Source organism: Planomicrobium sp. CPCC 101079, assembly GCF_007859275.1.
In the GTDB taxonomy this organism is placed as follows: Bacteria; Bacillota; Bacilli; order Bacillales_A; family Planococcaceae; genus Planococcus.
Genome location: NZ_VOHC01000021.1, coordinates 321184 through 341883, shown reverse-complemented (window position 1 = coordinate 341883; position 20700 = coordinate 321184). Strand labels below are relative to the sequence as shown.

The following is a 20700-nucleotide window of genomic DNA, read 5'->3' as shown; positions in this document are numbered from 1 at the left end:
TTTTTGTGCGATTATACAAAAAAACGGCAGTGAAAAGTAAGAATACAAAGAAAATTTATAAAACTTTATAAAAACATATTGCAGTTGTAATACTTTTGTAATAAAATTTGAATTAGTAAGAATTGCCAGAAAATAATCCAAGAGGTGTTCAAATGTCTGCTAACTATGCATCAACTCACAAGACACCCCTTCTTCAAGTAAAAAATCTCCAGACGGGGTTTAAGATTGATGGAGATTACTTCAATGCAGTAGAAGGTGTTTCATTTAATGTTCAACGAAAACAGATTGTAGGCGTCGTAGGTGAATCTGGCTGTGGAAAAAGTGTCATGTCCTTATCGATCATGCAGCTTTTGCCGGAAGGAATAGGAAAAATACGCGGCGGAGAAATTGAATTTGAAGGTGAAGCCATTTCAAAGCTGTCTGATAAAAAAATGAACAAAATCAGAGGCAAAGATATTTCAATGATTTTTCAGGAGCCAATGACTTCGTTAAATCCCGTTTTTACCATCGGTTATCAAATACAGGAAGTCATTTTAAATCATGAAAAAATTTCGAAAAAAGAAGCTCGCAATCAGTCAATCTCCCTTTTGAAAAGCGTAGGAATTCCACGTGCCGATAAAATTGTAGACGAATATCCTCACCAATTGTCTGGCGGAATGCGGCAGCGGGTGATGATTGCAATGGCAATCGCTTGCCAGCCGAAACTATTGATCGCTGATGAGCCGACTACAGCATTGGACGTTACCGTACAGGCCCAGATTCTCGAATTATTAAAAAGCATCCAAGAAGCCAATGATATGTCAATCATTCTAATCACACACGACTTGGGAGTTGTAGCGGAAATTTGTGATGAAGTATTGGTGATGTATGCGGGAAAAATAGTTGAACGGGCGACTGTTGAAGAGCTTTTCAATAACCCTAAACATCCATATACCGATCTTCTGATGAAAGCCATTCCCAAAATGGATGAAGACGTTGAAAAATTAGCGACGATAGATGGGTTAGTTCCTTCGATTACAAAAATGCCGCAAGTCGGCTGCCGTTTTTCAAACCGTTGCCCAAGAGCGATGCCGGAATGTATGACGATCACTCCACAGCTTGGGGAAGTCGCTGCCGGACATGAAACAGCTTGCCTATTATACGATGCAAGCTGGCCAACTGAAGAAAAACGCCAACGAGAAAGAGAGGGAGCATCTGCTGTATGACAACAAGAGACTTTATACAAGAACGAATAGACAGCCTCCAGAACCGTGATGTGTTGCTAGAAATACAGAATTTAAAGACCTATTACCCTGTCACGGGCGGCTTTTTTAAAAGGGTCGTCGGCAACGTGAAAGCAGTGGATAATGTTTCGTTCGCTATCCGAAAAGGGGAGACCCTTGGTTTGGTCGGTGAATCCGGATGCGGAAAATCGACTACCGGCCGCACCATCTTGCGGCTCTTGAAACCGACAGATGGGAAAATTTTGTTTGAAGGCAAGGACATTACCAAACTTTCAGGTTCTAAGCTTCAACAAGCACGCCGCGATTTTCAGATGGTTTTCCAAGATCCTTATGCGTCGTTGAATCCAATGCAGATGGTAGGGGATATTGTTGCCGAACCAATTCTCAATTATGAGAAGCGCAGCAAAAAAGAATTGGAACCGGAAATCAAAAAGTTATTGACGCGCGTCGGCTTGCCAGAAGAAGCCTACTATAAATACGCGCACGAATTTTCTGGTGGCCAACGGCAGCGCATAGGGATTGCCCGCGCGTTGGCTTTAAACCCCAAATTGATAGTAGCGGATGAACCTGTTTCTGCACTAGATGTTTCTGTGCAATCCCAAGTTTTGAACTTGCTGAAAGAACTGCAAATCGAATTCGATTTGACTTATCTGTTTATCGCGCATGATCTTAGCGTAGTAAAGCATATGAGCGATCGAATCGGAGTGATGTATTTGGGCAATCTCGTTGAGCTTGCTTCAAATAGAGATTTATACAGAGAGCCGCTTCATCCTTACACACAAGCCTTGATTTCTGCGATTCCAGAACCGAATACGGCAGTCAAGAAAGAACGGATTGTGTTGAAGGGCGATGTGCCGAGCCCGCAAAACCCGCCGACTGGCTGCCCGTTCCATACGCGCTGCCCGATGGCGATGGAAGTTTGTTCTAAAGACAAGCCTCTATTGACAGAAGTGCGGCCAGGCCATCACGTAGCTTGCCATCTGTATTGATCAAAAAAATTTTTTAGGGGGAACAACATGAAGAACAAATCCTTATTTTTGCTTTTGGCTATGCTTCTTGTAGTGTCTGCATTTTTAGCGGCATGCGGTGGAGGAAGCAGTAGTGAAACATCAAATGAGTCAGACACGAAAGAAAAAGCAGCAGAAGGGGAACCGCAAAAAGGCGGAACATTAGTTTATGGTATTGATGCACCGCCAGAAGGACTGTTCAATGCAGCGTTTTATGGCATTCAAACAGATGCAGAAGTTATTTCTCTCTATGATGAAGCACTGATCGAATATAACGAGAAGTTAGAGCCTATCCCGAACGTTGCATCTTGGGAAACAGAAGACAATAAAGTATTTACATTCACATTTAAAGAAGGCGTAAAATGGCACAATGGCGAAGAATTGACAGTAAATGACTGGGTTTTCGCATTTGAAACTATTGCAAACAAAGACTATGACGGACCGCGCTATACAAATGTCCAAACTATTGAAGGCGCTGAAGCATTCCGCAACGGCGAAGCAGATTCAATTTCAGGGCTTGAAGTAATTAGCGATTACGAAATCAAAATCACTTTTGATGAAGCACGCGTTAACAACTTGACTAACCTTTGGGCATACCCTCTTCCAGAATCAGTTTTAGGGGATGTACCAGTAGCTGAAATGTCAGCATCAGAATGGGTGCGTACAACTCCGATCGGAATTGGGCCATTTAAAGTGGACAAAATTGTTCCTGGTGAGTCAGTGGAATTCTCTCGAAATGATGAGTACTGGAATGGCGATGTCAACCTTGACAAAATCATTTTGCGCGTTATCGACAACACATCTGTTGTAGGGGCTTTGCAAAATGGCGATGTGGACATGATCTCCCTTCAACCGGTAACTGCACCAGAAGTAAAACCGCTTGAAAACATCAATATCACCACTTATCCAGGGCTTACTTATTATTATGTAGGATTTAAGCTTGGCAAGTTTGATAGCGAAAAACAGACGATTACAGAAGAAGTTCCAAAATACCAAAGCAAAGAATTGCGCCAAGCAATGATGTATGCGATGAACCGCCAAGAATGGGTAGATGCCTTCTTCTTCGGCTATGCGAACGTTGTCAACAAGCCAGTACCGTCTGCACACTGGAACGCTGCTGATGACAGTGAGTTGAACACTTACGAATACGATCCAGAAAAAGCAAAACAAATTTTAGATGATGCAGGCTATGTCGATACAAATGGCGATGGCTTCCGTGAAGATCCGAATGGCGACGAGTTTGTTGTGAAGTTCACTCATTATGCTACAGGGAATCCAACATTTGAATCACGTGCCCAAGCAATTACACAATACTGGGAAGCTGTTGGCCTTAAATCTGAACTTGAAATGGTAGAAGTCAACTTGTACTACGAAATGGTAGAAAAAGATGATCCAGCTATCGAAACGTTCTTTGGCGGTTGGGGAACTGGCGTAGATCCAGATCCATCCGGTTTGTGGAAAGCGGATCAATTGTGGAACTACCCACGTTACAATAATCCAGAATCCGACAAGTTGCTTGATGATGCATTAAACATTGAGATTGTTGGAGATGATCAAGAAAAACGCAAAGAGTTGTATGTTGAATGGCAAAAAATTGTGAACGAAGATCTTCCAATGCTGTATATTGCAGAACTTGAAGAAATTGTAGCGTTGAACAAGCGTGTCGGCGGGGCTACTTATGACGTTTCTGGTCAAAATAACCCGGCTGAATGGTATGTAACAGAATAATAATAGCAAAATTTTCAACGATGGGTTTCAAACCCATCGTTGAAAATAATTTTAAAGCTCTTATGCACGGTAAGGAGTGTTTGGCAGCAAGATCAAATAACTCTTGCCGTGCCGGAGAGCCCAGCTAAGAACGATACAGACAAGGAGAGTATACATGCTGAAATATTCATTGAGACGATTACTTGGAATGATTCCTATGCTCATCCTAATATCCATAGTGGTTTTTTCTTTAGCTAAAATTATGCCTGGGGATTCATTGAGCGGAGAAATAGATCCGAATAATACGAATCCGGAATATATTGCAGAGATGAGGGAGAAATTAGGCTATAATGATCCTCTTCCTGTACAGTATTTCAATTGGATCACAGGATTTATGCAAGGCGATTTTGGGAAATCTACAAAATACAAAACGCCTGTTGCGGATGTAATTATAGAAAAACTTCCGAATACGCTTTTTCTGGGAATTATGGCGCTCGTTATCACATATATATTGGCATTTTTAATGGGGATGTATTCCGGAAGAAAGCCATATACGATCGGAGATAACGCAATAGCGGGAATCAATTATGTCATGCTTGCAATTCCTTCTTTTGTTGCCGCAGTATTCGCTATTTACTTTTTTGCTTTCCAATTAAACTGGTTTCCTTTCGGCGGCTCGGTGGATATTATCGTTGAAGAAGGCACTCCCGAATACTGGTTAAGCAGATTGCATCATGTTTTGCTGCCGGCAATTGTTCTTGGAGCCATGAGTACGGCTTCCTATACACAATTTTTGCGCAACGATATTATCGAAAATTCACGGAAAGATTATGTGCGGACAGCCCGTGCAAAAGGGACGCCGATAGCTAAAATCTACAATGTCCATATTTTGCGCAACTCCATTATTCCACTTGTTACGTTCCTAGGTTTTGATTTTGCAGCTTTGATCGGCGGAGCAATTATTACGGAAACTATCTTTACGTACCCTGGCATCGGCCAATTGTTCTTGGATTCTGTCAGTTCGAGAGACTATCCGACCCTAATGGCACTGACTATGCTATTGTCGTTCTTGACGTTGGCTGGTAACTTATTGGCAGACTTACTGTACGGAATTGTAGATCCACGAATTCGAATGGACTAAGGAGGAAGCAGGAAAATGGCCACAACATCAACTCTAACGCAGCAAAAGAAGCCGGAAAGAAGCTTATCTCCTTGGCAAATAGCTAGGAAAAAATTCTTTAAAAATAAACTAGCCATGATTAGTTCGGCCTTTATCATTATAGTAACGCTCTTATCACTAGCCGCTCCATTTTTAGCGCCTTATCTATCTCCAATTCCGGATGTATCTAAAGTCAATATCAGTTCTATGAATATCACACCAAACAGTGATCATTGGCTCGGGACAGATAAAAGCGGAAGAGATGTTTTGACAAGACTGTTATATGGCGGCCGGATTTCATTATTGGTCGGTTTTAGTGCCACTTTGCTAGTCATTTCAATTGGGACAATCGTTGGTTCGATTGCTGGATTTTTTGGTGGATTTGTCGACAGCATGTTAATGAGATTTACTGATTTTGTTCTAAACTTTCCGTTTTTAGTATTTGTTATTGTATTGAACACCATATTAATGGGGATTATCGATGGGCTTTGGGTGCTGATCATTGTTATTGGCGTCTTGAGCTGGGGCGGTGTTGCCCGCCTTGTACGAAGTAAAGTGTTAGCGGAAAAAGAAAATGAATATATTATGGCAGCTTTATCTATCGGTTGCTCACCATTTAAAGTTATCGTAAAACACCTGTTGCCAAACGTTATGTCGACAATTATTGTCCAGGCGACATTGATTTTTGCCAGTATGATTGTCGTAGAATCTGCTTTGAGTTATTTGGGCTTCGGCGTTCCGCAATCCACGCCAAGTTGGGGGAATATGCTTTCTTCTGCGAATGAGCCGGATGTGCTTCAAGGCAAGCAATGGATTTGGATGCCGCCAGCATTGATTATCATTTTTACAATTTTATCGATTAACTTTATCGGAGAAGGATTGAAGGATGCTTTAAATCCAAAATCATTGAGGTAATAATTTCGCTTAAAAGCAAAAATGAAATCTAAAAAAGCATAGGTAAGTTTTGCCTTAACGTTGCAGTGTATAAATCCAGTTCTTAAATTTTGGGATAAAAAGAAGGTGCAGGAAACACTGCATCTTCTTTTTTTATATATTATAGAAGAAACTTTATTTAACTAGTGAAACAGAGAAATTCAAGTATCAAATAAATAGTATAAAATTAATATATTAGCGGATTAATACTATTAATACCGGCTTATAAGAGGTAAAATGAAAGTAGATTTAATTTTCTGAAAAAAATAGGAGGTTTTACAAGTGAAGAAAGGCAGAATGATGCTTTTGCTTGTCCTCGTTTTGGTGTTTGGAGTCTTTTTAGTGGCTTGCAGCGGCAGTGGCGATACCACTACCGGGCCGGCAGAAAGCGGAGGAGAAGAAGCTGGGGGAGGTGGGGCAACAGGGGAACCGGATGCAATCCAAGAATTGAATTTGATGGAACGCGCAGAAATTCCAACAATGGATTCGACAATTGCTGAGGACGAAGTGGCGTTTAACATTTTAAACAATGTAAATGAAGGGTTATTTCGTTTGAACCAAGAAAATGTTGCAGAACCAGCAATTGCTGAAAGCGAGCCGGAAATCAGCGAAGACGGATTGACGTACACGTTCACGTTGCGTGATGCAAACTGGTCTGATGGCAGCCCGGTTACAGCCCATGATTTCGTGTTTGCTTGGCAAAAAGCTGTGGATCCGGAAATAGGTTCTCCTTATGGCCCTTATATGATGGGCGGAACAATCAAGAACGCTACAGAAGTTGCAGCAGGTGATATGGACAAAGTAGAACTGGGGGTAGAAGCCATAGATGACAAAACATTGGTGGTTACATTAGAACGTCCCGTCCCTTACTTTATCTCTTTAATGTCATTCGGTACCTTCCTCCCGCAAAAAGAAGACTTTGTTACGGAAAAAGGCGACGATTATGCTACGAATTCAGATAATATTCTCTACAACGGTCCTTTTATGATGACAGATTGGGACGGCACCGGCCTTACATGGTCACTGGAGAAAAATCCGGAATATTGGGATGCTGAAACGGTGCAACTTGATAAAATTAATTATGACGTAGTAAAAGAACCGAGCACGGCAGTTAACCTTTATACATCAGGTGAAAAAGACCGAGCTGGCTTGACCGGTGAATTCGCTATGCAATATGCGCAAGATCCTGAAGTGGTTAGGGAACTCGATCCAAGTACGTTCTACTTGAAATTCAACCAAGAGCGCAATGGAGAAAGAACTCCCTTAGCAAATGCCAATATCCGGAAAGCTCTTGCAATGGCTTATAACAAACAAGACTTGACTGATGTGGTCCTTGCAGATGGTTCGCTTCCTGCCAATTACTTGGTTCCAGCTGAGTTTGCTTTTGATGAAAATCAAACGGATTTCAGGGAAGTGAATGGCGACATGCTAGCTTTTAACGCAGAAGAAGCCCAAACATTATGGGCACAAGGGTTAGAAGAAGAAGGATTGACGGAACTGACCTTGGAACTGCTTGGTGGAGATACAGAAACTGCAAAAAGCGCAGATGAATATATGAAAGCTCAGTTAGAAGGAAATTTAGAAGGATTAACAGTTGAACTTAAAGCAGTTCCTTTCTCAGTACGGTTAGAACTGGATGAAGCTCAGGATTATGATTTACAAAGCGCTGGATGGGGACCGGATTATCAAGACCCAATGACATTTCTTGATTTGTTTACGACAGATTCTCCTCAAAACAAAATGTCTTACTCGAATGCAGAGTTTGATGCGCTGATTGAATCTGCAAAAGGGGAACTCGCACAAGATCCAGTTGCACGTTGGGATGCAATGGCTCAAGCAGAAAGAATTTTACTTGAAGAAGACGCTGCCATTGCTCCGACCTACCAGCGAGGCCATATGTCACTTCAAAAACCATATGTTCAGGGAATTGTCTCTCACCCGTTCGGAGGGAATTACGGATATAAGTGGGCATATATTTCAGGGAAGCAATAACGATATACAAGAGCCTGCAATTGCTGCAGGTTCTTTTTTTGGGGTAGATATATTTATCAATGTTAATGAAGGGCTTTTCCGTCTGAATCAGGAAAACACTGCTGAACCAGCCATTACACAAGGAGAACCAGAAGTAAGTGAAGACGGATTGGTCTATACATTTAAATTGCGTAAAGCCAATTGGCATGATGGAAATCCAGTAACTGCAGATGATTTTGTTTTTGCTTGGCAATGGGCAATCGATCACGAAACCGGTTCGTCTTATGAGCCTTACATGATTGCGGGTTTATAAAGTTTAACCTTTAATTGAAAGTCCGTGCCATTCAATGTTCGCCTCGAATTGGATGAAGCTCAAGACTATGAGCTGCAAAGTGCTGTTTGGAGGACAGATTACCAAGACCCGATGACATACTTGGATTTGTTTGTGACGGATTCCCTGCAAAATCGGATGTCTTATTCTAATAGCGAGTTTGATGCTTTGATTGATCTAGCATTAAACCCAACAGTCCGTTGGAATGCAATGGCATAAGCTGAAAGAATATTGATTGAAGAAGATGCTGCTGTTGCGCCGGTTTACCAGTTTGGTTTCACCGTTCTTCAGAAACCGTACGTAAAAGGAGTTGTCAAGCATCCATTTGGCGGACAATTCGGCTATAAGTGGGTGTATATCTCAAGGAAAGAGTAGAGTTTTTCAAACCAATCTTTACTCTTTGGATTAGTGACAACGATAGATGAGGGACGGAAAAAATAATTCAATAAAAAAAGAGGCTGCAATATGCAGCCTCTTTTTTTATTTGCGCTTACGGCCAAGGCCCATCGCATTTTCCATTTTTTTGAGTGTTTTACTGGCAATAGCATTGGCTTTCTCAGCGCCTCTATCAAGAATAAGATCCAATTCTTCAGAGTCCAGCAACTCTTTATAGCGTTCCTGGATCGGAGCAAGGTGTTCGGTCACGGCCACAGCCACAGCGGCTTTAAAATCTCCATAGCCAGAACCTTCATATTTTTTCTCAAGTTCTTTGATAGTCGTATTTGTAAGAGCTGCCTCGATAGTCAACAGGTTCGAAACCCCAGGTTTGTTTTCTGGATCAAATTTCACAATGCCTTCTGAATCTGTAACCGCGCTTTTGATTTTCTTTTCAATTGTCTTCAAATCGTCCAGCAGCGAAATGACTCCTTTTTTATTGGAATCGGATTTGCTCATTTTTTTGGTTGGATCTTGCAGAGACATAATGCGAGCACCATTTTTGGCAACGCGGATTTCTGGAATAGTCAAAACATCATTGAATTTCTTATTAAAACGCTCCGCTAGATCACGCGTCAGCTCAATGTGCTGTTTTTGGTCGTCCCCGACAGGAACTATGTCTGTTTGATACAAAAGAATATCCGCAGCCATTAATGGCGGATAAGTTAACAACCCAGACGAAACGGAAGTGTTTTTAGCGGATTTGTCTTTATACTGGGTCATCCGTTCAAGTTCTCCAATTGTTGAAATGCATTGCATCATCCAGCCGGCTTGGGTATGGGCTGGAACTTCGGACTGAATGAATAACGTTGCTTTTTCCGGATCGATGCCCACCGCAAGATAAAGAGCAGCAAGTGATTTAATAGTTTTTCTAAGTTCGAGCCGGTCTTGCGGCATCGTAATTGCATGCAAGTCCACAATGCAAAAAATGCAGTCAAACTCGTCTTGGAGTTCCGTAAATTGTTTAAATGCGCCGATATAATTTCCGAGTGTAACGGTACCGGTAGGCTGGACGCCTGAAAAAATTTTTTTCATCCAAATTCCTCCTCATAATAAAAAACACAGCACACATCCCAGAAAAAAGGGACGAATGATGTGTTTTCCGCGGTACCACCCTAGTTGCCAATTTATGGCCACTCTTCTTCGTAACGTGAAGAACACGGAATCGGCTACTGCAAGTTCACCCATTCAGCTCAAAAGCCCATTCAATGCAGCACTTCATCTGTTTCCACCAGCCACAGACTCTCTTTATAGAAGGAACTGCATTTACTCTTCTTTCTCATCGCTTGATTATATTTGCTATTATAATACACAGAAGTTTTTTTTCGCAACGTTTATAATTCGTAAATTACAAGCATTAAACCCATTACGGCCAGTGTGATGGATCCGATAATCAATAAAGGGGCACTCGAAAAATCGAGGAGTTCTGAAGGCGGCCGCATTTCTTCGTCTTCAATAGTACTTTTGGCTTTAAAAACTTTTCTCATGCTAATGGTAAATATATCGAAAACGCCTGTTCGTATAACAAATATCCATAAGCCTATAAATACTATAATGCCACCATAAATAAAAGAGTTATTAATATAGGACAATAATGTTAAATTTTCGGCTCTAAAAAGAATGGTTAAAAAAATAAGGAGTTGAACGGCAACTATTCCAATTATTGTTTTTTTCACTATTTATACACCTCAGTTCCCTTCTAGTTTAGAAGAATTTTTAGGAAAAATCAAAAAAAACATTAATTTTTTTTAAAAAGTCAAGTGCTTATAAATCCCATAATCACGCGACTTTTACTTAACATGATTGTCATACTATTGTTACAATAGCGATTATGATTTCAAAAAAGTACTGTACAATAAAAAAAGAATATGTATAATTAACTGTGTACCAAGTTTTCAGAAAATTTAAGGGGGACAATCAAGTGAAGAACAGCAAGTTATTTTGGCTACTTAGCCTAGTTTTAGTTCTTAGTGCCTTCTTAGCTGCCTGCGGCGGCGGAGGAGATTCTAGCTCTGAAACAACTACAGAAACAGAAGAAGGAACATCAGAAAGCGGTGCTTCAGGCGAACCAGACGCAGAGCAAGTATTGAACTTGATCGAGAGTGCTGAAATTCCAACTATGGATTCGGCTATCGCTGAAGACGCTGTAGCATTTAATATCTTGAACAACGTTAACGAAGGCCTTTACCGTTTAAACCAAGAAAACGTAGCTGAGCCAGCACTAGCTGAAGGCGAACCAACAATCAGCGAAGACGGCTTGACTTACACTTTTAAACTGCGTGACGCTAACTGGGATAATGGCGAGCCTGTAACTGCTCAAGATTTCGTATTCGCTTGGCAGCGTGCGATCGATCCTGCAACTGGATCTCCTTACGGTCCTTATATGATGGGCGGCACAATCAAAAACGCTGCAAAAATCGCAGCTGACGAAATGGAAAAAGAAGAACTAGGAGTTAAAGCGGTTGACGAAAAAACTTTAGAGGTGACTCTTGAGCGTCCAACTCCATACTTCCTTTCATTGATGTCATTCGGTACATTCTTGCCACAAAACGAGAAATTTGTTACTGAAAAAGGCGACGACTATGCTTCAAACTCTGATAACTTGCTTTCTAACGGACCATTCAAACTTACAAACTGGGATGGCACTGGCCTTACTTGGTCAATGGAGAAAAACCCTGAGTACTGGGACGCAGAAACAGTTCAACTTGAAACAATCAATGTCGATGTTGTAAAAGAACCTGCTACTGCAGTTAACCTTTACAACTCTGGCGAAAAAGACCGTGCTGGACTATCAGGCGAATTTGCATTGCAATACGCTGACAACGAAGAAGTAGTAAAAGAATTAGAACCAACAGTTTTCTACTTGAAATTTAACCAAGAACGCAACGGAGAAAAAACTCCACTTGCAAACGTTAATATCCGTAAAGCCATTGCTATGGCATTCAACAAACAAGATTTGGTAGATGTAGTTCTTGCAAACGGATCACTTCCTGCTAACTACTTAGTGCCAACTGAATTTACTTTTGATGAAAACAAAGCAGATTTCCGCGAAGTAAATGGCGACGTACTTTCTTTCAATGCTGAAGAAGCGAAGAAACTATGGGCTCAAGGCTTAGAAGAAGAAGGCGTATCAGAAGTAACGCTTGAACTTCTTGGTGGAGACACTGAAACTGCTAAGAGCATGGATGAGTACTTGAAATCACAATTAGAAGAAAACCTTGAAGGTTTGACAGTTGAACTTAAGGCTGTTCCTTTCCAAGTACGTCTTGAACTTGATCAAAACCAAGACTATGAAATCCAAACTGCTGGATGGGGTCCTGACTATCAAGATCCGATGACATTCATCGATTTGTTCGTAACAGATTCTTCTCAAAACAGAATGTCTTACTCTAATGCAGAATATGATGCATTAGTTGAATCTGCAAAAGGTGATCTTGCACAAGATGTAGCTGCTCGTTGGGATGCAATGGCTCAAGCTGAAAAACTTTTGCTTGAAGAAGCTGCAATCGCTCCAATTTACCAGCGTGGGTTGATGTCACTTCAAAAACCATACGTACAAGGAATTGTTACTCACCCATTCGGTGGAGATTACAGCTACAAGTGGGCTTACATTTCTGGAAAACAATAATTTAACTTTGCCACTGTAAAAAAATAGAGAGAGAGTATATCACTGCTGAAGTGCATATACTCTCTTTTATAATGTATGAAAATTCACGGAAAATTACACATTTTCTGCTAACTAGAGAAAAAAACATGCGGAACTGTTTTATTAAACAGAATGCTTGTATAATAGAACTAATCATTTTTGGAGGTGCTATTATGGCACGATATATTGGTAAGCGCTTAATATATATGTTTATCACTTTAGCGTTGATCGCAACATTCACTTTTTTCCTAATGAAGATTTTACCAGGTTCCCCCGTCGCTTCCGCAGATAAATTATCTCCTGAACAAAGGGCAGTTGTAGAAGCAAGATATGGTCTTGATAAACCTCTACCGGTTCAGTATTTTGACTATATGTTCGGTCTTGCGCAAGGTGATTTGGGTATATCCATCAACCAATTCAAAGGCGCAAACGTTACAGATGTCATCCAGAGCCGTATGGGGCCGTCAGCGCAGATTGGTTTCCAAGGGATGCTTTTAGGTACTTTTTTAGGTGTTTTGCTTGGAATGATTGCAGCGTTGCGCCAGAATACTTGGGTGGATTATTCTAGCACCTTGGTGGCCATCGTAGGAATATCAATTCCATCATTTGTTTTTGCATCCATGCTCCAGTATTTCTTTGCTTTAAAATTAGAGTGGTTCCCGGTAGCGCTATGGAAAGACGGTTTTATGTCGAGCGTATTGCCATCCATTGCCCTTGCTATGTTCCCGCTTGCGACAGCAGCCCGTTTTATTCGAACGGAAATGATTGAAGTACTTGGTTCCGATTATATAACACTTGCCCGTGCAAAAGGTGCAAGCGGTTCGGAAATCGCGTTCAAACACGCATTCCGTAATGCTTTGATTCCTCTTATTACGGTTCTTGGACCGATGGCGGTTGGTATTTTAACCGGTTCTCTAGTAGTTGAACAGATTTTCGCCATCCCTGGAATTGGGGAACAGTTTGTTAAATCCATCATGGTTAACGACTTCTCAATTATTATGGGCACAACTATTTTCTTCTCGGTATTCTTAATTGTTGTAATATTGATTGTCGATATTTTATACGGCATCATCGATCCTCGGATTCGTCTTTCAGGAGGTAAAAGTTAATGACTCAAAATCTCGAAAAATTACCAAAAGGCTCTTTTGAACGCATTACTGTCAGCGCAGAACAAGCCGAACGCATTTCAAAGCCGAGCGTCAGCTTCTGGCAGGATGCCTGGTACCGTCTCCGCAAAAATAAGGGAGCTCTTGTCAGCTTAGTGCTGTTTGCTTTAATTGTGATCATGTCTTTCTTAGGGCCGGTTATCAGCCCTTATGAGCCAAATGCTCAAACAATTACACATGCGAATTTGCCGCCAAAAATCCCGGTCATTGAAAACTTAGGCATTTTTGATGGAGTGGGTACACTCGGCGGTAAAGAAGTTGATTTATATGAACTGAAAAAAGTTGAAGTCAACTATTGGTTTGGTACAGATGGACTTGGCCGCGATATGTTTTCGCGTGTTTGGAAAGGGACTCAAGTTTCCTTGTTCATTGCTTTTGTGGCAGCAGCAATTGATATGATAATTGGGGTAATTTACGGAGGGATTTCCGGTTATTTTGGCGGACGCGTGGATGACATTATGCAGCGTATTGTTGAAATTCTTACTGGTATTCCAAACCTTGTTGTCGTAATTCTCTTTATCCTAATAATGGATCCTGGTATTTTAGCGATCATTATCGCCTTGACGATTACCGGATGGACTGGAATGTCCCGGGTAGTGCGTGGGCAAGTGCTGAAATATAAGAGCCAGGAGTTTGTGTTAGCTTCTAGAACTCTAGGGGCGAGCGACAGCCGCATTATTTGGAAGCATTTAATGCCGAACGTTCTTGGCATTATCATTATTAACACAATGTTCACGATTCCTAGCGCCATTTTCTTTGAAGCATTCTTAAGCTTCATTGGATTAGGATTACAGGCACCTGACGCATCGCTTGGTACGTTGATCAACGATGGTTACAAGTTGATTCAATACCAACCGCATATTCTTGCGATTCCGGCTGTTGTCTTGAGCTTAATCATGATTGCCTTCAACTTGATCGGTGATGGCCTTCGTGATGCTCTTGATCCTAAGATGAAAGATTAAGGAGGAAAGACTGAAATGGAGAAAATTCTACAAGTTAAAGATCTGGAGCTTTCCTTCAACACGTTTGCTGGTGAAGTAAAAGCGATCCGTGGAGTTAACTTTGATTTATATAAAGGTGAAACGTTGGCAATTGTAGGAGAGTCGGGTTCAGGTAAATCGGTTACTACGAAATCCATTATGCGCCTGCTGCCCGAGAACTCTGCTGAATTTAAAAATGGGGAAATCCTGTTTGGTGGCCGTGACTTAACGAAACTGTCGGATAAAGAAATGCAAAAAATTCGAGGAAAAGAAATTGCGATGATTTTCCAGGATCCAATGACATCTTTAAATCCCACAATGCCTATCGGCCGCCAGTTGACAGAACCACTTTTGAAACACCAAAAAATCAGCAAAGCTGAAGCGAAAAAAGTGGCAATCGATTTGTTGCGCTTAGTAGGTATGCCAAAACCGGAACTTCGGATGAAGCAATATCCTCACCAGTTTTCAGGCGGACAGCGCCAGCGGATTGTTATTGCAATCTCATTGGCGTGCAATCCTCAAATCCTGATTGCTGATGAACCGACTACAGCATTAGATGTAACAATCCAAGCACAAATTCTGGAGCTCATGAAAGACCTTCAGAAGAAAATTGACACGTCGATCATTTTCATTACTCATGACCTTGGTGTAGTTGCGAACGTAGCTGACCGTGTGGCCGTTATGTATGGAGGGAAGATCGTAGAAATCGGTACTGTAGATGAAATCTTCTACAACCCTCAACATCCATATACATGGGGATTGTTGAGTTCGATGCCGTCTTTGGATGCGGCTGATGAAAAACTATATGCTATTCCAGGAACACCGCCAGATTTGCTTGCTCCGCCAAAAGGAGATGCATTTGCGCTTCGGAGCGAATATGCAATGCAAATCGATATGGAGCAAAACCCTCCATTTTTTAAAGTCAGCGATTCCCATTATGCAGCTACATGGCTCTTGCATCCGGATGCGCCTCGAGTAGAGCCGCCGGCAACCGTTATTGAGCGCATGAAAAAGTTCCCAGGAAGCAGATATTACGAAGGGAGCAGAGTATAATGGCTGAAAAATTACTGGAGATTAAAAATTTAAAACAGCATTTCAACGTTGGAAAAGCAAACGAAGTGCGTGCAGTAGACGATATCAGTTTTGATATATACAGAGGTGAGACCTTAGGGTTGGTTGGCGAATCAGGCTGCGGAAAGTCGACGACTGGACGCTCAATCATTCGTTTGTATGACGCGACTTCAGGAGATGTGTTTTTTGAAGGCGAAAACGTCCATGGCAAAAAGTCTAAAAAGGACTTGAAAAAATTCAACCGCAAAATGCAGATGATTTTCCAAGATCCATATGCATCGTTGAACCCACGTATGAAAGTCATGGATATTGTTGCTGAAGGAATTGATATTCATGGTTTGGCAAAAAATGCGGCGGAGCGAAAGCAAATGGTTTTCGATTTGCTGGAAACTGTCGGATTGAACAAAGAACACGCGAACCGCTACCCTCACGAATTTTCGGGCGGTCAGCGCCAGCGTCTTGGGATTGCGCGTGCTCTAGCAGTTGATCCGGATTTCATCATTGCCGATGAGCCGATTTCTGCTCTTGATGTGTCGATCCAAGCTCAAGTGGTTAACTTGCTAAAAGAACTGCAAGAAGAAAAAGGGCTGACCTATCTATTTATCGCGCACGATTTATCAATGGTTAAATACATTTCTGACCGCATTGGTGTTATGTACTTTGGGAAATTAGTTGAACTTGCCCCGGCAGAAGATTTGTATAAAAATCCTATGCATCCTTACACTCAATCTTTGCTGTCGGCGATTCCGCTGCCAGATCCAGATTATGAGCGCAACCGGGTACGGAAATCGTACGATCCAGCAGTCCATAATTATGCAGAAGGCGAAGATGTGCGTATGAGAGAAATTACACCTGGCCATTTTGTGCAATGTTCAGAACGTGAATTTGAATCGTTAAAAGCAACTTCAGCACGTATATAAAAAGAAGCAATGCCATTTATTTGGCATTGCTTCTTTTTATATGTTTCAATCTATTAAAATAGTGCTAAAATGAAAGGAGAAAACTAGAGAGGATGAAGGCATCATGAAATGGACCATATGGACCACTGCCGGCGTACTGGCTCTAAGTATGCTGAGCATGCCTACTGCTTTGGCAGCAGAAGGGGAGGCGTCAGATTTTACACCCCGTACATACGATGCTATAAGCATCGACACCAACTTACTGGCTGTTTCACAACTGTACAAATACGACTCTGGCCTTTCTTTTGAGTATCCTGATGCAGTCCGCGGCATTTTTGTTACTGCTCATTCTGCAGGCGGTGAGCGGTTTGATACGCTAGTGGATTTAGTGGATTCGACTGACCTAAATGCAATGGTCATAGATATTAAAGAAGATCTTGGTTATCTAACCTATATACCAAAAAAGGATTCCGAATTGGCTAAATTAGATATCGGCCAGCCGTTTATGAAAGACCCCCGAAAAATTCTTGAGGTGTTGGAGGAAAAAGAGATTTATCCAATAGCACGTGTAGTAGTATTTAAAGATTCTGTGCTTGCTAAAGAAAGGCCGGATCTGTCGTTTGTGGACGGAGCTTCGGTATGGAAAAACAACAGCGGAGATTCGTTTGTAAATCCATTCTTAAAAGAAGTATGGGATTACAATGTCCAAATCGCCATTGAGGCCGCAAAACTCGGTTTTAAGGAAATTCAATTTGATTATGTTCGTTTTCCTGAAGGGTTTGAAAAGCGAGCAGAAACACTTGAATATTCAATGGGGGATTATGAAGATTCCAATCTTGATCCGGTTCAGCGCCGTGTAGAAGCAGTGACTGATTTTGTCGCATATGCACGCGAGCAATTAAAACCATACGATGTGGAAGTTTCAGTGGATATTTTTGGTTATTCAGCGACGCTGCCTGAAGCGCCTGGCATCGGACAAAACTTCTCGAAAATCTCGGAAAATGTGGACGTTATCTCTTCAATGATTTATCCAAGCCATTGGACATCATATTTCGGTATTGCGAAACCCGACTTAGAACCATATAAATTGGTTTCGGAATACGCAAAAGTCGAAAACAAAAAGCTGAGTGAGCTGAAAAGCCCTCCAACTTCGCGCCCGTGGCTGCAAGATTTTACCGCCTCATATCTTGGAAGCGGCAATTATATGAACTATGGAAAAGCGGAAGTGGAAGCACAAATCAAAGCGCTTAAAGACAACGGAATTGATGAGTATTTGCTGTGGAATGCCGGCAATACGTACTCAAAAGGCGTAGACTATACCCCTTAATTGTCCCAGCATAAGAAAAAGAGCCGATTCAACCGAATGGGCTCTTTTTCTATGGAACCAAATGGGTTTAAAAACGTACTATAAGTATAAGAATAATTTTCAAGAAGAAAATGTAATTGAGAATAAAAAAATACAGAAATATGTTTAAATGCGGATTGTCCGGGGTAAAAAAAAGTATACTAACATTTGTTAATGATATTTAACGATAATGTGACAATCCCTATAGCATTTCTAAATTTTTTGTCAATAGTGTATTTATTTTTCGATAAGTATTGTATAATGAATGTAAAGCCTCTAGATTATACTGATTCTAATTTGATAATAGATAAATTTGTATTTTCTTGATACTCGAAAGGAAGTGTTCAATTATGATGGTAACTTTATTTACTTCACCAAGCTGTACTTCTTGCCGAAAAGCTAAAGCATGGTTGGAAGAACATGAAATTCCATATACAGAACGCAATATTTTTTCTGAACCATTAACTATTAGTGAAATTAAAGAAATTTTGCGTATGACAGAAGATGGAACAGACGAAATCATTTCGACTCGTTCGAAAATTTTCCAAAAACTGAATGTGGATGTTGAAAGTTTACCGCTTCAACGTTTATACGAATTGATTCAAGAGCATCCTGGATTGCTTCGCCGTCCAATTATCATGGATGAAAAGCGGCTGCAAGTTGGTTACAACGAAGATGAAATTCGCCGTTTCCTTCCACGCAAAGTACGAGCATACCAGTTGCTTGAAGCACAGCGTTTGGTAAACTGACACATATGCTAAAAAGCTGTCCGGTCTTTATGGCACCTCATAATGGATCTTAGGACAGCTTTTCTATATTTATTGCTGTTGCAATTATCTGTGAATTAAACTAAACTACTATATACTTGAAGCAGAAGATGATTTCAAGCAGAACCTTTTTCTTTAAACCCTAAAGGCGATATAATGAGAAGAGCAACATTGCACGACTTATGAGGAAATCCTCTTAGTCCAATTCGAAAGGAAAGGAGAGGTGTAAAATGGAAATAGAACGCATAAATGACAACACAGTGAAATTTTACATTTCCTATCTAGACGTAGAAGAGCGTGGGTTTAGTCGTGATGAAATCTGGTTTAACAGAGACAAAAGTGAAGAGCTTTTCTGGGAAATGATGGATGAGGTCAACGAAGAAGCTGACTTTGTCATGGAAGGCCCTCTCTGGATTCAAGTCCAAGCAATGGATAAAGGACTTGAAGTAACGGTAACTAAAGCTCAACTTACGAAAGATGGGCAGAAACTGGATTTGCCCGATGATATAGATGATCGTCGTAAAATGTTTGCAAGTGAAGATGCAGTTGCGCCGGAATTTGATGAGTTTGAACCAGTGTTTGATGAACCTGATTTTAAGAAATTGGAATACACATTCGTGTTTTCGGAAGTAGACGAATTGTTGCCAATTGCTCGTAGGTTGATGTACGTACCGATTGAAACAGCTCTTTACCACTTCGAGAACAAATACTATCTGTATACTAGCTTCGATGAAATTTTGCATTCGGATGAAGATGTTAAGAACAATGTAAGCGTCTTTACTGAATACTTGCAAATGTCTCCTGTTACTATCCATCGATTAGAAGAGTATGGAAAAGAGATTTTCAAAGAAGATGCACTGTCAAATGTGCTCCATTATTTCGGATAAGGCCTCCTTTAGGAGGTCTTTTTTTATTGTCTTTTTGCTGGAGGTTTTTTACAATAGAAAAAAGGAGAGTGATTTGTATTTTAGTGGCAGCTATAAAAGACGGTGACTTGTTTTACTTGACGCGGCCGTACATAAAAGAAGAGCTAAAGGCAGTTAAAAGCAACATGCAGTTTTTTTGTCCCACATGCGGTTCGCCTGTCATCCTGAAAATTGGAGAAGTTAAACTTCCACACTTTGCGCATAAAACCCTTTCTTACTGTGACTCATACAGTGAACCTGAATCCTCTTTACACCTTCAAGGAAAAACCCTGCTTTATCAATTCTTCTCATCAAAAACCTCCACAGTTGAACTCGAAAAATATTTTCCTGCTATCCGCCAAAGGGCCGACCTGTTAGTCGATCGGCATACCGCCATTGAATTCCAATGCAGTCCTATTCCAGCGGCTCAAATCGCCGCAAGGTCTCTTGGATACACACAAGTGGGTGTGCCCTCTGTTTGGATAGGGGGATTGGGAAAACCGCTGGCAGAGGGCATCCAGCAGTTGAAATTAGCTGAATGGAAAAAAGAAATGTTGCAGCGAAAGCAGCAGTGTCCCTATCTTATTATGTACGCGCCAGAAGAAAACCGTTTCTATTACTATTCCAATTTGATTTTTATTAGCGGTACACAGTGGATTGGAAAAGTAAAGTCTCTTGATGCTTCGCGTCAGCGATTTCCTTTTGCGGTTCCTAAAAGAGTGACAGAAAAGGAATTTGAAACGATATATAGTTTGTTTTATCAAACGCGAAAAAAATTCATATCTTCTCAGTATTATGCTAAAAATAGAATGCAAAATCCTTTTTGGCGAAGTTGCTACGAATTGCAGCTGGATATCAGAAGATTGCCAGATGCAATTGGTGTTCCGGTGAAGAACGCTGAAATCATTTTTTGCAATTCGGTGTTGTGGCAAATGCAAGCTATCGAAGCAACCCAAAAAGGAATATCCGTAACTTCCTTGGTTCAATCAGGAAAAATACCGGTTCATCATCGAGCTGCGGCCAAAGAAGCAGAGGCACTTCTGGAGTCATACTTGTCTTTGTATGATAAGTTAAAAGGGAAGTCTAATGGACAAGCTGGCTTCATGAATCTTTTATATGATTCTTATTGCAAAACCTTATGAAAATTGAGAAAAT

The 20700-nt window shown here is 41.0% G+C and carries 20 protein-coding genes and 1 other annotated feature; of the genes, 18 read left to right on the top strand and 2 right to left on the bottom strand.

Going from position 1 to position 20700, the window contains the following annotated elements; all coding sequences use genetic code 11:
• Nucleotides 1-152 precede the first annotated feature (152 nt).
• The 9 genes from FQV28_RS09670 to FQV28_RS19470 all read left to right on the top strand — a co-directional run bounded on the left by FQV28_RS09670 (nt 153) and on the right by FQV28_RS19470 (nt 8706).
• Entirely contained in the window at nt 153-1205 is a 1053-nt protein-coding gene (locus FQV28_RS09670) for an ABC transporter ATP-binding protein (RefSeq protein WP_146495969.1), read from the top strand.
• Complete coding sequence (locus FQV28_RS09665; protein WP_146495966.1) at nt 1202-2212, top strand: ABC transporter ATP-binding protein; 1011 nt, start codon at nt 1202-1204, stop codon at nt 2210-2212. The genes FQV28_RS09670 and FQV28_RS09665 overlap by 4 nt, the downstream gene beginning before the upstream one ends.
• A 27-nt stretch (nt 2213-2239) precedes the next feature.
• Nucleotides 2240-3958, top strand: a complete 1719-nt coding sequence (gene opp4A / locus FQV28_RS09660; protein ID WP_146495964.1) for an oligopeptide ABC transporter substrate-binding protein — start codon at nt 2240-2242, stop codon at nt 3956-3958.
• Nucleotides 3959-4112: 154 nt separating this feature from the next.
• Nucleotides 4113-5078 (top strand): oligopeptide ABC transporter permease, encoded by a 966-nt coding sequence (opp4B, locus tag FQV28_RS09655; RefSeq protein ID WP_146495963.1) that lies wholly within the window; start codon nt 4113-4115, stop codon nt 5076-5078.
• A 15-nt stretch (nt 5079-5093) separates the two neighbouring features.
• On the top strand, nt 5094-6011 hold the full coding sequence (gene opp4C, locus FQV28_RS09650) for an oligopeptide ABC transporter permease (RefSeq protein ID WP_146495961.1): 918 nt from the start codon (nt 5094-5096) through the stop codon (nt 6009-6011).
• Nucleotides 6012-6311: 300 nt separating this feature from the next.
• Complete coding sequence (locus FQV28_RS09645) at nt 6312-8021, top strand: peptide ABC transporter substrate-binding protein (protein WP_146495958.1); 1710 nt, start codon at nt 6312-6314, stop codon at nt 8019-8021.
• Nucleotides 7945-8313 (top strand): ABC transporter substrate-binding protein, encoded by a 369-nt coding sequence (locus FQV28_RS19480; RefSeq protein WP_255472871.1) that lies wholly within the window; start codon nt 7945-7947, stop codon nt 8311-8313. The genes FQV28_RS09645 and FQV28_RS19480 overlap by 77 nt, the downstream gene beginning before the upstream one ends.
• A gap of 24 nt (nt 8314-8337) precedes the next feature.
• A complete protein-coding gene (locus FQV28_RS19475) occupies nt 8338-8550 on the top strand; it encodes a hypothetical protein (RefSeq protein WP_255472870.1) in 213 nt (70 codons plus the stop codon).
• A 12-nt stretch (nt 8551-8562) separates the two neighbouring features.
• Entirely contained in the window at nt 8563-8706 is a 144-nt protein-coding gene (locus tag FQV28_RS19470) for a hypothetical protein (protein ID WP_255472869.1), read from the top strand.
• A gap of 105 nt (nt 8707-8811) precedes the next feature.
• Here the strand turns inward: FQV28_RS19470 and trpS are convergent, their stop codons facing one another.
• Nucleotides 8812-9801: a tryptophan--tRNA ligase gene (trpS, locus tag FQV28_RS09635; RefSeq protein ID WP_146495940.1), complete on the bottom strand. Its 990-nt coding sequence runs from the start codon at nt 9799-9801 to the stop codon at nt 8812-8814.
• Between the two features lie 44 nt (nt 9802-9845).
• Nucleotides 9846-10058, bottom strand: a binding site (T-box leader).
• Nucleotides 10059-10100: 42 nt separating this feature from the next.
• Complete coding sequence (locus tag FQV28_RS09630; protein ID WP_146495938.1) at nt 10101-10442, bottom strand: DUF3899 domain-containing protein; 342 nt, start codon at nt 10440-10442, stop codon at nt 10101-10103.
• 245 nt (nt 10443-10687) lie between these two features.
• Here FQV28_RS09630 and FQV28_RS09625 point away from each other — a divergent pair, with 245 nt between their 5' ends.
• The 9 genes from FQV28_RS09625 (at nt 10688) to FQV28_RS09585 (ending at nt 20687) form a co-directional block, all read left to right on the top strand.
• The gene (locus FQV28_RS09625; protein ID WP_146495936.1) at nt 10688-12394 is read left to right on the top strand and encodes a peptide ABC transporter substrate-binding protein; all 1707 of its coding nucleotides are present in this window, start codon (nt 10688-10690) and stop codon (nt 12392-12394) included.
• A gap of 191 nt (nt 12395-12585) precedes the next feature.
• On the top strand, nt 12586-13521 hold the full coding sequence (gene opp3b / locus FQV28_RS09620) for an oligopeptide ABC transporter permease (protein WP_146495934.1): 936 nt from the start codon (nt 12586-12588) through the stop codon (nt 13519-13521).
• Nucleotides 13521-14540 (top strand): oligopeptide ABC transporter permease, encoded by a 1020-nt coding sequence (gene opp3C, locus FQV28_RS09615; RefSeq protein ID WP_146495932.1) that lies wholly within the window; start codon nt 13521-13523, stop codon nt 14538-14540. Before opp3b ends, opp3C begins: the two co-directional genes overlap by 1 nt.
• A 15-nt stretch (nt 14541-14555) precedes the next feature.
• Nucleotides 14556-15611, top strand: coding sequence for an ABC transporter ATP-binding protein (locus FQV28_RS09610; protein WP_146495930.1), 1056 nt, complete (start codon nt 14556-14558; stop codon nt 15609-15611).
• Complete coding sequence (locus FQV28_RS09605; protein WP_146495928.1) at nt 15611-16549, top strand: ABC transporter ATP-binding protein; 939 nt, start codon at nt 15611-15613, stop codon at nt 16547-16549. Before FQV28_RS09610 ends, FQV28_RS09605 begins: the two co-directional genes overlap by 1 nt.
• 103 nt (nt 16550-16652) lie before the next feature.
• Nucleotides 16653-17855: a putative glycoside hydrolase gene (locus tag FQV28_RS09600; protein WP_146495926.1), complete on the top strand. Its 1203-nt coding sequence runs from the start codon at nt 16653-16655 to the stop codon at nt 17853-17855.
• 371 nt (nt 17856-18226) lie between these two features.
• The gene (gene spxA / locus FQV28_RS09595; protein WP_181313694.1) at nt 18227-18622 is read left to right on the top strand and encodes a transcriptional regulator SpxA; all 396 of its coding nucleotides are present in this window, start codon (nt 18227-18229) and stop codon (nt 18620-18622) included.
• Between the two features lie 248 nt (nt 18623-18870).
• On the top strand, nt 18871-19527 hold the full coding sequence (gene mecA / locus FQV28_RS09590) for an adaptor protein MecA (RefSeq protein WP_146495924.1): 657 nt from the start codon (nt 18871-18873) through the stop codon (nt 19525-19527).
• A gap of 26 nt (nt 19528-19553) precedes the next feature.
• Nucleotides 19554-20687 (top strand): competence protein CoiA, encoded by a 1134-nt coding sequence (locus tag FQV28_RS09585; protein ID WP_222433259.1) that lies wholly within the window; start codon nt 19554-19556, stop codon nt 20685-20687.
• Nucleotides 20688-20700 lie beyond the last annotated feature (13 nt).

Coding starts and splice junctions, on each gene's coding strand:
- FQV28_RS09670 (WP_146495969.1), top strand. CDS start 153: ATGTCTGCTAACTATGCATCAACTCACAAGACACCCCTTCTTCAAGTA.
- FQV28_RS09665 (WP_146495966.1), top strand. CDS start 1,202: ATGACAACAAGAGACTTTATACAAGAACGAATAGACAGCCTCCAGAAC.
- opp4A (WP_146495964.1), top strand. CDS start 2,240: ATGAAGAACAAATCCTTATTTTTGCTTTTGGCTATGCTTCTTGTAGTG.
- opp4B (WP_146495963.1), top strand. CDS start 4,113: ATGCTGAAATATTCATTGAGACGATTACTTGGAATGATTCCTATGCTC.
- opp4C (WP_146495961.1), top strand. CDS start 5,094: ATGGCCACAACATCAACTCTAACGCAGCAAAAGAAGCCGGAAAGAAGC.
- FQV28_RS19480 (WP_255472871.1), top strand. CDS start 7,945: ATGTTCAGGGAATTGTCTCTCACCCGTTCGGAGGGAATTACGGATATA.
- trpS (WP_146495940.1), bottom strand. CDS start 9,801: ATGAAAAAAATTTTTTCAGGCGTCCAGCCTACCGGTACCGTTACACTC.
- opp3b (WP_146495934.1), top strand. CDS start 12,586: ATGGCACGATATATTGGTAAGCGCTTAATATATATGTTTATCACTTTA.
- opp3C (WP_146495932.1), top strand. CDS start 13,521: ATGACTCAAAATCTCGAAAAATTACCAAAAGGCTCTTTTGAACGCATT.
- FQV28_RS09610 (WP_146495930.1), top strand. CDS start 14,556: ATGGAGAAAATTCTACAAGTTAAAGATCTGGAGCTTTCCTTCAACACG.
- FQV28_RS09605 (WP_146495928.1), top strand. CDS start 15,611: ATGGCTGAAAAATTACTGGAGATTAAAAATTTAAAACAGCATTTCAAC.
- FQV28_RS09600 (WP_146495926.1), top strand. CDS start 16,653: ATGAAATGGACCATATGGACCACTGCCGGCGTACTGGCTCTAAGTATG.
- spxA (WP_181313694.1), top strand. CDS start 18,227: ATGGTAACTTTATTTACTTCACCAAGCTGTACTTCTTGCCGAAAAGCT.
- mecA (WP_146495924.1), top strand. CDS start 18,871: ATGGAAATAGAACGCATAAATGACAACACAGTGAAATTTTACATTTCC.